Below are 10854 nucleotides of genomic sequence, written 5' to 3' on the forward strand. Positions count from 1 at the left end.
CGAGAGCCGCCGGTACAGTGCCCGAGGCCGCGCCCGCGGCGCCCGCGAGCGCGACCCGGCTTCGCACCAGGAACGGCCGGTAGAATCGGCAGCATGAGTGACACCGCCCAGCAGACCGCCCCAGCCCCGCAGGTCCGGGATCCGCGCACCATCGGCGCACCGGTCGTGAGCCTTGCGATGCCGCGGCTGCGGCGAGAGGTCGGGCGGCTGAAGAACCGGCCGGTCGAAGGGGAGAAGAAGGTGCTGCTCGCGGCCCCCCGCGGCTACTGCGCCGGCGTCGACCGCGCGGTCGTCGCCGTCGAGAAGGCGCTCGACCGCTACGGCGCACCCGTCTACGTGCGCAAGCAGATCGTGCACAACGTGCACGTCGTGAAGACCCTCGAGAAGATGGGCGCCATCTTCGTCGACGAGGTCGACGAGGTGCCAGAGGGCGCCAACGTCGTGTTCTCCGCCCACGGCGTCTCGCCCGCGGTGGTGAACGCCGCTGAAGAGCGCGGGCTGCACGCGATCGACGCCACCTGCCCGCTCGTCACCAAGGTGCACCGAGAAGCCGTGCGCTTCGCGAAGCAGGACAAGGAGATCCTGCTCATCGGCCACACCGGCCACGAAGAGGTCGAGGGCACGAGCGGCGAGGCGCCCGACCACATCACCATCGTCAACTCGCCCGAAGACGTCGACACCCTCGAGGTGAAAGACCCCGACCAGCTCGTGTGGCTCTCGCAGACGACCCTCTCGGTCGACGAGACCATGGAGACCGTGCGCCGGCTGCGCGAGAAGTTCCCGAAGCTGCAGGATCCGCCCAGCGACGACATCTGCTACGCCACCCAGAACCGCCAGGTCGCGATCAAGAAGATCGCCCCGCAGGCCGACCTCGTGATCGTCGTCGGATCCTCGAACTCGTCGAACTCCGTGCGCCTCGTCGAGGTGGCGCTGGAGTACGGCGCGAAGGCGGCGTACCGCGTCGACTTCGCGAGCGAGGTCAAGCAGGAGTGGCTCGACGGCGTGCGCACCGTGGGCGTGACGAGCGGCGCCTCCGTGCCCGAGGTGCTCGTGCAGGAACTGCTCGACGACCTCGCCGACGCCGGATACGCCGACGTCGAGGCGACCGTCACCGCCGAAGAGGATCTGGTCTTCTCGCTGCCGAAGGAGCTGCGCCAGGACGCCTCGGGCAACCGCGATGAGCGCGCCCTCGGCGGTCGGGTGCGCTGAGGCGCACCGATCGGCGGTGCGAATCTCTGAGGTCGGGCCGCCCGGCGACCGCGGTCTGCCCTCTGCGAGGAAGCGGTCGCCGAGCTGTTCAGCAGTCGCGCCCTACGGCTGCATGGAGTTCATGTAGTCGAGGAGCTTCTGCATCGCCGAGGGGTCGTCGGCCGCCTGCATGAGCTCGGGCACGCTCATCATCGCGATGAGGGTGAGCACGAACGTGAGGATCATCGCCAGCGCCCCGGCCGAAAGCGGCACCCAGAAGGCGAGCTTGCCGCCGCGCATCCGCTGAATCGAGAACACGAGCGCGACCGCGTAGAGCGCGAACATGGAGAGCGCGCTGACCGTGCTGAACGTGCCGATCCACGATGGCGGAGTGAAATCGGCGATCTCGAGGGCGTCGCCCACGAGGGAGAGCGTCGGGGGCAGCGAGAACAGCACGAGCGCGGTGTAGAGCGCCCCGAAGGCCCCGATCGCGAGCAGCGCGATCGTCACCGCGATGTCGCCCGTGCGGCGGGGCTTCGCCTGCGGCGCACGGGGTGCGGCGAAGCGCGGCGGCTGCTGTCGCTGAGCGGGCGGAGCGTCGGCTCGGTAGGGCGCGGGATCGCCGTTTCCGCTCTGCGCCTCGGGCTTCGCGGCGGGCGCCGCCTGTGGCGGGGCCGCGGGGCTCTGGCTCACGCCGAGGTTGTGGGGCACCCCGGAGACGGAGCCCTGATCCGGGACCTCGGCCCGAGCGGGCTCGGCGCCCTCGGGCTTCCACTCCCAGCCCTCGGGAGCGTACTCGCCGTAGGCCGGGGTGGGGCGTTCGTCGCGCGGATCCGCCACTACGCGCTCACCGACTTGCCCGCCGAGCCGAGCTGCTCGGCGGCGAGCACGATGCGGGAGGCCATCCCGCTCTCGGCGGCCTTGCCCCACGCGCGCGGGTCGTACTGCTTCTTGTTGCCGACCTCGCCGTCGATCTTGAGCACGCCCTCATAGTTCTTCAGCATGAAGTCGACCACGGGCCGGGTGAACGCGTACTGGGTGTCGGTGTCGATGTTCATCTTGATGACCCCGTTGCGCACGGCCTCGGCGATCTCGTCGGACGAGGATCCCGATCCGCCGTGGAAGACCAGGTCGAGCGGCTTCTCACCGGAGCCGTACTTGTGCTGCAGGCCCGACTGGATCTCGGCCAGCAGCTCGGGGCGCAGCTTGACGCCTCCCGGCTTGTAGACGCCGTGTACGTTACCGAAGGTGAGCGCCGTCAGGTAGCGGCCCTGCTCGCCGAGGCCGAGGGCCTCGACCGTGGCGACCGCGTCGTCGATGGTCGTGTAGAGCTGGTCGTTGATCTCGTGGCTGATGCCGTCTTCTTCGCCGCCGACGACGCCGATCTCGACCTCGAGGATCACCCCGATCGCCGCGAGGCGGGGGAGCAGCTGCTTCGCGATGTCAAGGTTCTCGTTCAGCGGGATCGCCGAGCCGTCCCACATGTGCGACTGGAAGAAGGGGAGTCCGCCCTGCGCGACGCGCTCTTCGCTGGCCGCGACGAGCGGCAGCACGAAGCTTTCGAGGTGCTGCTGGGGGCAGTGGTCGGTGTGGAGGGCGACGGTGGCGTCGTAGGCCTTGGCGACCTCTTCGGCGTACTTGGCGAAGGCGATCGCGCCGCCCGCGCGGTTCTTCACGGTGTGGCCGGCGAAGTAGTCGGCGCCGCCGAAGCTGACCTGGATGATGCCGTCGGATCCGGCCTCGGCGAAGCCCTGCAGTGCCGCGTTGAGGGTCTGCGAGCTCGACACGTTGACCGCGGGGAAGGCGAAGCCGCCGGTCTTCGCGGCGTCGAGCATGGCTGCGTACTGTTCCGGAGTTGCAACTGGCATCTGTGCTCCTTGGCGTCGTGAAGGATCGGCCCGGTGCCGCTCCGAGAAACCAGTCTACGCGGTAGGGTGTGGGTATGACTGAACCTGTTTCGCTGGGCGAATGGCAGCCCGATCGCAACCTCGCAATGGAACTCGTGCGAGCCACCGAGGCCGCTGCGATGCGGGCCACTCCGTGGATCGGGCGCGGCGACAAGAACGCCGCCGACGGTGCCGCGGTCGACGCGATGCGGCGCTTCCTGTCGACGGTGAACATGAACGGCACCGTGGTGATCGGCGAGGGCGAGAAGGACGACGCCCCGTGGCTGTACAACGGTGAGCAGGTCGGCAACGGCGAGGGCGCCGAGTGCGACGTGGCCGTCGATCCGATCGACGGCACTCGACTCACCGCCGAGGGCCGCCCGGGCGCGCTCTCGGTGATCGCGGTCGCCGATCGGGGCAGCATGTACGACCCCTCGGCGGTGTTCTACATGGACAAGCTCGTCTGCGGCCCCGCGGGCGTCGGTGTGGTCGACATCCGCCGCCCCATCGGTGAGAACGTGCGCGCGCTGGCTCGAGCGAAGGGAGTCGACGTCTCCGACATCCGCGTGGCGGTGCTCGATCGCCCGCGTCACGAGCAGCTCATCGCCGACATCCGCGATGCGGGCGCCGGCACACGACTCATCATGGACGGCGATGTCGCGGGCGGCGTCAACGCCGCGCGCTGGGACTCCCGCATCGACATGTGCGTGGGCATCGGCGGCACGCCCGAGGGCATCATCACGGCCTGCGCGGTGAAGGCGCTGGGCGGCGTGATCCAGGGTCGTCTCTGGCCGAAGGACGACGAGGAGCGCCAGAAGGCGCTCGACGCCGGTCACGACCTCGATCGTGTGCTCGAGGCGAACGACCTGGTGGCGAGCGACAACTGCTACTTCGTGGCGACGGGCATCACCTCGGCCGACTTCGTCGACGGCGTGCAGCGCCGCGGCCCGTTCGTGCGCGCGGAGAGCATCGTGATGCGCTCGCACTCGGGAACGATCCGTCACGTCATCAGCGACATGGATCCCGACCGCTGGAGCTGACTCCGGCCCGGTCGCGGTCTTCGAAGGCTCAGGCGTTCTCGCCTGGGCCTTCGTCGTCTGCCGCTGGCTGGCGAGGCTCGCGCTCGGCCCAGAATGCACTGTTTGCAGCGGGTCCTCCGTCGGCCGCGGGTGTTTCGTCGCGTGCGAGTTCTCCGTCTGTCGCGGGTCGTCCCTCGGCCGAGACTCTTTCGGCTGTTGCCGGTGCGCCGGGCGCGGCCCCTTCGCCGTCTGCGTCGGAGTCGCCCGCGGGGCGGAGCTCGGGCGCGATGAGCGGGCGCACCGCGTCTTCGAGCTGCGCCGGTTCGGTGCCGATCTTCTCTCCGTTGAGTGCGCCGATCTTGCGGGCGGTGGGCAGCACCTGGCGCTCGAGCGAACCGATGTAGGCGTTGTAGTCTTGCACACCGCGCGACAGTGTGCGGCCGAGCTTGTCGAGGTGCGACGCGGTGCGCCCGAGGCGGGTGTGGAGCTGCCGGCTGAGGTCGAACAGCGTGCGCGCCTCGGTGGTGAGCGACTCCTGGCGCCAGCTGTGGGCGACCGACTTGAGGATGGCCCACAGACTCACCGGAGAGGCGAGGGCGACGCGCCGCTCGAAGGCGTACTCGAGCAGCAGCGGATCGGTGTCGAGGGCGCTCGACAGCAGCGACTCGCTGGGCACGAATGCGACCACGAGCTCGGGGGAGTCGGCGAGTGCGGTCCAGTAGCCGCGGTTGCTCAGCGCGACGATGTGATCGCGCAGGGCCTTCGCGTGCCGGTTCAGCAGCGCGGAGCGGCGTGACTCGTCGTCGACGTGCTGCGCTTCGAGGTAGGCGTCGAACGGCACCTTGGCGTCGATCGCGATGCTCTTGCCGCCGGGTAGGCGTACGACCACGTCGGGCCGAGCGGCTCCGTTCTCTGACGGGAGGTGCTGCTGTACCTCGAAGTCGACGTGCTCGACCATACCCGCGGCTTCGATGAGGCGGCGCAGCTGGGTCTCGCCCCAGAGCCCGCGCGTGTTGTTCGAGCGCAGAGCCGCGGCCAGGCTTTCGGCGGTGCCCCGCAGCTTCTCTTCGGCGCGGGCCGCTTCGCGCAGCTGCTCGGCGAGCTCGCCGTGCTGGGAGGCTCGCTGCTGCTCGATCGTCGCGACGGTGCGCTCGAGCTTGCCCAGCGAGTCTCGCAGCGGTGCGAGCTGCTGCAGCACGCGCTGCTCTTCGCGGTCGATCTCGGAGCGCTGCTGGGCGTTGAGGTGCGCGTCGCGCAGGCGATCCTCGAGCCCCTGCACCCGCGTCTCGGCGGCGGCGAGCTCCTCGCGCAGCAGGCGCGCCCCGGCCTCGGCGTCGAGTCTCGCCTGCTGCACCGCCAGCGTGCGTTCGCGCTCGGCCCGCATCTCGGCCTCGGCGATACGCCGGGCGGCGCCGGAGGCCGCGACTCGATGCCCGGCGATGAACCCGGCCACCCCGAACACGAGGGCCGCGACGACGATCAGGAGAAGGGTGAGGGTGGTCATGCGCACATCGTCTCAGGTGCCACTGACATTCTCGCTGCGGAGCGCCCGGCGCTACAGCTTGAGGGGGATCGCCTTGAGCTGCTGGATGCGCAGCCCCGTCTTCTTGGCGAGCGCCGACACGTCGCCGACCTCGTGCCGTCGCGCGGCATCCGAGATGATCGCGGCGCAGGCCTCGGCGTCGGCGAGGGCGTCGTGGTGCGCGAACTCGCCGAACCCGGCGGCCTCGGCCGCGAGCGGCAGACGGTGCGACGGGATCTCGTAGGTCTTGCGCGAGACCTGCACGCTGCAGAGGTAGCGCAGGCGCGGGGTCGGAGTGATGGTCTCGGCGCAGGCCGCCCGGATCACGCCCATGTCGAAGCTGGCGTTGTGGGCCACCGCCACGTCGTCGCCGATGAAGTCGCGCAGCTCGGTCAGCTGGCCGGCCCAGTCGCGAGCGGCCGTCACCATCTCGGCGGTGATGCCGTGGATCTTGACGTTGAAGGGCAGGAACGCCGCGTGCGCCTCGGGCGGGCGGATCAGCCACTCGACGCGATCGACCACGCGCCCGTCGCGCACGCGCACCATGCCGACCGCGCAGGCCGAGGAGGGGTGGCTGTTGGCGGTCTCGAAATCGATGGCGGTGAAGTCGACGGGCACGCATCTAGGGTGTCACACGCCTCTGACATTCTCGCGCGGACGGCATCTCGCACCGGCTCTCCGACTCACCGGCGTTCGGGTACCGGGGAGTGCGCCGGCGCGCTGGGCGCCCGGTCCAGGGCGGGGTGCGTTGCGAGACGACGTGCCGCGTCATCGCGGCGTCGATCCGAAGCTCCCGTCTTCGCCGCTCGGGCGATCCAGCGCTCGATGCGCGCCGGGCTGCGGTACCTCACGCCGAGCAGGCGGTGCACGCGGAAGGGCCGCACCCCGCAGAATGTCAGCGTGTGACGGGTCACCTGCGCCACCGCGTGAGTGCCGGTGAACGGCAGCGCGATGGCCGGCGTGTCGGCGAGCAGGAAGAGGCGACCGCTGCGGCCGCGCAGGAGGCCTCGGGGGAGCCCCCGGGCGGGATACACGTACTCCTGCTTCGGCAGCAGCGCGCGGTCGAAGAAGCCTTTGAGGACAGCCGGGACCGACCCCCACCACATCGGGCTGACCACCACGATGCGCCTTGCGAGGTGCAGGGCATCGCGGGCGTCCTGCAGATCGGGTTCGATCTCCATGCGCTTGCGGTAGCCGAAGCGCATATGCGGGTCGAAGCTGAGGTCGCGCAGGGTGAGCAACCGCGCGTTCCCGTGAGCTTCCGCGTAACCGCGCGCGATGGCCGCGGTGAGCGAGTCCGGATCGGGATGTCCGTCGATGACGAGGGTGGAGAACACGGGAGATCCAATCTTGACAGCGTCAATTAATCTGGGCACTGTCAAGTTAGGGGATGATGTTGCGCATGTCAAGTTCTCGCGACGGGTACCACCACGGCAGCCTCGCTCGGGCGCTCGAAGACGCCGCGATGCAACTGCTCGACACTCGACCCGCCCACGAGATCAGCCTGCGAGAGGTGGCCCGCGCCGCGAACGTCAGCCACAACGCGCCCTACCACCACTTCACCGACCGGCGCGGGCTGCTGAAGGCGCTCGCCGAGCGCAGCATGCGAGAATTGCTCGCCCGAGTTCGAACGGCCGCCGAGAGCGCTCCGACGCCCGCTGCCGCCCTGCGGGCCGGAGGAGCGGCCTACATCGATTTCGCGGTCGAGCACCCCCACGCCTTCGACGCCGTCTACGACCCGACAGTGTGCATCCCCGGTGCGCCCACCGAGACGATGGCTCCGCTCGTCGACGCGCTCGAGACGGCCCTCTTCGCAGCCGCCGCAGGGGCGGGCCTGAGCACCGAAGCGGACGCCAACGCCGTCTGGGGCCTGGTGCACGGCCTCGGCACGCTGAGCGCCGCCGGACATCTCACTCCAGAGCAGGCCCGGGCGTCGTGCGCGGCCGCGTTCAATCGCCTCTTGCCCGAGGGCTGAGGATCGGAGCAGGGAATGGCCGGGCGAGAGCCGGATCCGCTCCCGTGCTGTGCTGGGGTCACCCGCGCCCCGGTCCTGTGCTCCGCCACAGGCTCGCCCACTGCGGAGGCGTGAGATCACGCGGCAGCGCCGCCGCCGAGATGGATGCGCGCCGCAGCGCAGCGGCGGTCGCGGTGCGGCTGATCCCGAGCCCTCGCTGCAGGATCTGACCGATCCCCCGCCCGCGGGCGGTGAAGACGCGCCGCACGAAGCGCTCGTAGGCGGCACGCTCCGAGAGCGGCACCAGGGGCGAACCGCGCCGCGAGATGTCGAGCAGCCCGCCGTCGACGCCGGGCACCGGACGGAACGCCCTTGCCGGCACCCGGCACCGCAGCCGGAAGTCGAACCACGGCGCCGACTGCCCGGTGAGGAGGGTGCCGCCGCCCACGCCAGCGCGCTTGCGGGCGACCTCCCACTGGGTGATGAGGATCGCCCGCTCCCAGTGCGGCGACCGCAGCAGCTTGCGCAGCAGCGGCGTGGTGAGGTGGAAGGGGAGGTTGCCGACGATGACCGGCGCGTCGAAGGCCGTGCGCAGGGCGTCGGCGTGCACCACCGTCGCGCCCGGAAAGCGCCGTCTGAGGCGGCGCACGCGGTGCTCGTCGAGCTCCACGAGCGTCAGTGGGCGCCCGAGGCTGGCGAGGTCGGCGGTCAGCGCGCCGTCACCGGGTCCGATCTCGAGGATCGGGCCCGCGGTATCGCGCGCGAGTTCGGCGATCTGCTCGATCGTGGGCCGGTGGTGCAGGAAGTTCTGGCCGAGCTCGTGCCGGCCGCCGTAGCGCGACCGTGCGTCGGCGAGGTGTTCTGAGTGCGGGTGCGCGTGCATGAGGCGCTCCATCCGAGAGAGGTGCGGAGCGCCCGGAGGCGTGCTGCAGCAGCGGCGATCCGGGCGCGATGGGCTCGGAGGTCGGCGCGTCGAGCTGCCCGATCCGTGGCGGGCGTGCGTTCAGAGGCTCACGCGCGGACGGGGTGCGGGGCAGCGGTTCGGGATCGCGCCGTCAGGCGCGACGATCCCGGAAGAAGGCGCGCTGACCGAGCGCGCTGCACAGTGTTCCCATGCGCACCACCGTAGCAGCCCAGGCCCCGGATGTCAGTTTTCGAACGACTTTTCGCAGGTCGCCTNGACTGCCCGCCGCGGCCCGCGCCGGTGCGCGGTACGGTGGAGATCGCTTCCTACGCATCGAACCGCAGCGCGAAAGGCCGGTGGTCACATGTCCGTCGTCAAGATCAACGCCATCTCAGTTCCGGAGGGGAAGGGGCCCGAACTCGAGGCGCGATTCGCCGCCCGCAAGCACGCGGTCGACTCCTCGCCCGGATTCCAGGGCTTCGAACTGCTGCGCCCCGTGCAGGGCGACGAGCGGTACTTCGTCGTCACCCGCTGGGAGACGGAGCAGCACTTCGAGGCGTGGCGCGACTCGCGCGGCAACGCCGACGCGCACGCGCGAACCGATGGGGAGCAGCCGCGCAAGCCAGTGGCGACCGGGGCGGAGCTGCTCGAGTTCGAGGTCGTCGACCTCGACGGCATGAGCTGAGGCCCGGGGCGGCTCGACGCTCGGCGGGCTGCCCGGCTTGTCACTCCGTGCTTGGGCTCCTGCTCGGGCTCTGCCGCGATGCATTCTGTCGCACAGACCCTCGGATCTCACGCGTGTCTCGGACGAGATCCCGTCATCCGCTCCGAAACGCGGGTGAGATCCGAAGCACGGGCGCGGAAAATATCCCCCGGGCCCCGTAGAGGATCCCGTGAGCGCCCGCCAGGGCGGCCAGCCTCGGGGCGCCCCGGGGGTCGCGTAGACTGGACCCTCGTGGCTCTTACAATCGGAATCGTCGGCCTGCCCAACGTGGGCAAGTCCACCCTCTTCAACGCTCTCACCCAGAACGACGCGCTCGCCGCGAACTACCCGTTCGCGACCATCGAGCCCAACGTGGGTGTGGTGAACCTGCCCGACGCGCGCCTCGACAAGCTCGCCGAGATCTTCGGCAGCGAGCGGATCCTGCCCGCCCCCGTCAGCTTCGTCGACATCGCCGGCATCGTGCGCGGCGCGAGCGAGGGCGAGGGACTCGGCAACCAGTTCCTCGCGAACATCCGTGAGGCCGATGCGATCGCGCAGGTGGTGCGCGGCTTCAGCGACCCCGACGTGGTGCACGTCGACGGCGCCGTCGATCCCGCGAGCGACATGGAGACGATCAACACCGAGCTGATCATCGCCGACATGCAGACGCTCGACAAGGCGCTCGTGCGCCTCGAGAAGGAGCTCAAGAACCGCAAGATCGACGCTTCGGTGGTCGAGACCGCGAAGGACGCCCGCGCCGCCCTCGACGAGGGCAAGGTGCTGTCGCACGCCGGCATCGACCTCGAGCCGATCAGGGAGCTCGGCCTGCTCACCGCGAAGCCGTTCCTCTACGTCTTCAACGTCGACGAGGGCGTGCTGCAGGATCGCGCGCGCCTCGACGAGCTCGCCGCGCTGGTGGCGCCCGCGAAGGCGATCTTCCTCGACGCGAAGATCGAGAGCGAGCTCACCGAGCTCGACGCCGAGGACGCCGCCGAGCTGCTGGCCTCGATCGGCCAGGAGGAGAGCGGGCTGGATCAGCTCGCCCGCGTCGGCTTCGACACCCTCGGCCTGCAGACCTACCTCACGGCGGGCCCCAAGGAGGCGCGCGCCTGGACCATCAAGAAGGGCGCGACCGCCCCGCAGGCCGCGGGTGCGATCCACACCGACTTCGAGAAGGGCTTCATCAAGGGCGAGATCATCTCGTTCGAGGATCTCGTCGAGGCCGGCTCGGTGGCCGAGGCCCGCGCGAAGGGCAAGGCGCGCATGGAGGGCAAGGATTACATCATGCAGGACGGCGACGTCTGCGAGTGGCGTTTCAACGTGTAGCGCCGCTTCGCTTGAGCCGCCAATCCCGCCGGTAGAAGCAGCTTGGCTCCCGCTTCCGCTTCCGAAAAGCCGGTGCGTCGCCCTCGTTCAGCTCGGTTCGGGCCCTGCCGACTTACAGATCGGGACGGGCGATCGACTCGAGGGGTGGCCAAGGAGGAACTTCGTCGGCTTCGAGCAGGTCGCGAGAGAATCGGCACCTCTCCGCGCGGTCTGTCGAAGCGTGGATCGTGCGATTGAAGCGCGCTGTCATGATTCTCCTTGTCGTGCATGGGTGAACTCGAGTCAGTCGCACAATGCGGCGCGCAGCGCAGGGAACGACCAGCGTGCGATGCCAGGAGCGTCGTCAGTCTGG

Annotated in this window: 11 protein-coding genes; 5 read left to right on the forward strand and 6 right to left on the reverse strand. The window is 70.1% G+C overall.

Annotated features, from left to right (window positions below; genetic code table 11):
- Positions 1-177: 177 nt before the first annotated feature.
- The gene (locus H490_RS18900) at positions 178-1209 is read left to right on the forward strand and encodes a 4-hydroxy-3-methylbut-2-enyl diphosphate reductase (protein WP_031289618.1); all 1032 of its coding nucleotides are present in this window, start codon (positions 178-180) and stop codon (positions 1207-1209) included.
- Between the two features lie 102 nt (positions 1210-1311).
- On the opposite strand, the gene H490_RS18905 is transcribed toward H490_RS18900, so the two are convergent.
- A complete protein-coding gene (locus tag H490_RS18905) occupies positions 1312-2028 on the reverse strand; it encodes a DUF6264 family protein (protein ID WP_031289621.1) in 717 nt (238 codons plus the stop codon).
- Positions 2028-3056: a class II fructose-bisphosphate aldolase gene (gene fbaA, locus H490_RS18910; protein WP_031289623.1), complete on the reverse strand. Its 1029-nt coding sequence runs from the start codon at positions 3054-3056 to the stop codon at positions 2028-2030. Before fbaA ends, H490_RS18905 begins: the two co-directional genes overlap by 1 nt.
- Before the next feature lie 74 nt (positions 3057-3130).
- On the opposite strand from fbaA, the gene glpX reads away from it, so the two are divergent.
- Positions 3131-4114 (forward strand): class II fructose-bisphosphatase, encoded by a 984-nt coding sequence (gene glpX / locus H490_RS18915; protein ID WP_031289625.1) that lies wholly within the window; start codon positions 3131-3133, stop codon positions 4112-4114.
- Positions 4115-4142: 28 nt separating this feature from the next.
- On the opposite strand, the gene rmuC is transcribed toward glpX, so the two are convergent.
- From rmuC to H490_RS18930, 3 genes are all read right to left on the reverse strand, one after another.
- Complete coding sequence (gene rmuC, locus H490_RS18920; protein ID WP_017882976.1) at positions 4143-5597, reverse strand: DNA recombination protein RmuC; 1455 nt, start codon at positions 5595-5597, stop codon at positions 4143-4145.
- 51 nt (positions 5598-5648) lie between these two features.
- The gene (locus tag H490_RS18925; protein ID WP_017882977.1) at positions 5649-6233 is read right to left on the reverse strand and encodes a 3'-5' exonuclease; all 585 of its coding nucleotides are present in this window, start codon (positions 6231-6233) and stop codon (positions 5649-5651) included.
- A 65-nt stretch (positions 6234-6298) separates the two neighbouring features.
- Positions 6299-6952 carry an NAD(P)H-dependent oxidoreductase gene (locus tag H490_RS18930; protein ID WP_017882978.1) on the reverse strand — a complete coding sequence of 218 codons (654 nt, stop codon included), beginning with the start codon at positions 6950-6952 and terminating at the stop codon, positions 6299-6301.
- Between the two features lie 65 nt (positions 6953-7017).
- Between H490_RS18930 and H490_RS18935 the strand changes: the two genes are divergently transcribed.
- On the forward strand, positions 7018-7590 hold the full coding sequence (locus H490_RS18935) for a TetR/AcrR family transcriptional regulator (RefSeq protein WP_017882979.1): 573 nt from the start codon (positions 7018-7020) through the stop codon (positions 7588-7590).
- A 58-nt stretch (positions 7591-7648) separates the two neighbouring features.
- Here the strand turns inward: H490_RS18935 and erm are convergent, their stop codons facing one another.
- Entirely contained in the window at positions 7649-8452 is an 804-nt protein-coding gene (gene erm, locus H490_RS18940; RefSeq protein WP_017882980.1) for a 23S ribosomal RNA methyltransferase Erm, read from the reverse strand.
- A 385-nt stretch (positions 8453-8837) separates the two neighbouring features.
- On the opposite strand from erm, the gene H490_RS18945 reads away from it, so the two are divergent.
- Together H490_RS18945 and ychF are read left to right on the forward strand one after the other, a co-directional pair.
- Positions 8838-9158 carry an antibiotic biosynthesis monooxygenase family protein gene (locus tag H490_RS18945; protein WP_017882981.1) on the forward strand — a complete coding sequence of 107 codons (321 nt, stop codon included), beginning with the start codon at positions 8838-8840 and terminating at the stop codon, positions 9156-9158.
- Between the two features lie 270 nt (positions 9159-9428).
- Positions 9429-10502 carry a redox-regulated ATPase YchF gene (ychF, locus tag H490_RS18950; protein WP_031289627.1) on the forward strand — a complete coding sequence of 358 codons (1074 nt, stop codon included), beginning with the start codon at positions 9429-9431 and terminating at the stop codon, positions 10500-10502.
- The last annotated feature ends 352 nt before the right edge of the window (positions 10503-10854 follow it).

Origin of the sequence: Leucobacter sp. UCD-THU (assembly GCF_000349545.1) — a bacterium.
Lineage (GTDB): Bacteria > Actinomycetota > Actinomycetes > Actinomycetales > Microbacteriaceae > Leucobacter > Leucobacter muris.

Coding starts and splice junctions, on each gene's coding strand:
- glpX (WP_031289625.1), top strand. CDS start 3,131: ATGACTGAACCTGTTTCGCTGGGCGAATGGCAGCCCGATCGCAACCTC.
- fbaA (WP_031289623.1), bottom strand. CDS start 3,056: ATGCCAGTTGCAACTCCGGAACAGTACGCAGCCATGCTCGACGCCGCG.
- H490_RS18945 (WP_017882981.1), top strand. CDS start 8,838: ATGTCCGTCGTCAAGATCAACGCCATCTCAGTTCCGGAGGGGAAGGGG.
- erm (WP_017882980.1), bottom strand. CDS start 8,452: ATGCACGCGCACCCGCACTCAGAACACCTCGCCGACGCACGGTCGCGC.
- H490_RS18935 (WP_017882979.1), top strand. CDS start 7,018: ATGTCAAGTTCTCGCGACGGGTACCACCACGGCAGCCTCGCTCGGGCG.
- rmuC (WP_017882976.1), bottom strand. CDS start 5,597: ATGACCACCCTCACCCTTCTCCTGATCGTCGTCGCGGCCCTCGTGTTC.
- H490_RS18900 (WP_031289618.1), top strand. CDS start 178: ATGCCGCGGCTGCGGCGAGAGGTCGGGCGGCTGAAGAACCGGCCGGTC.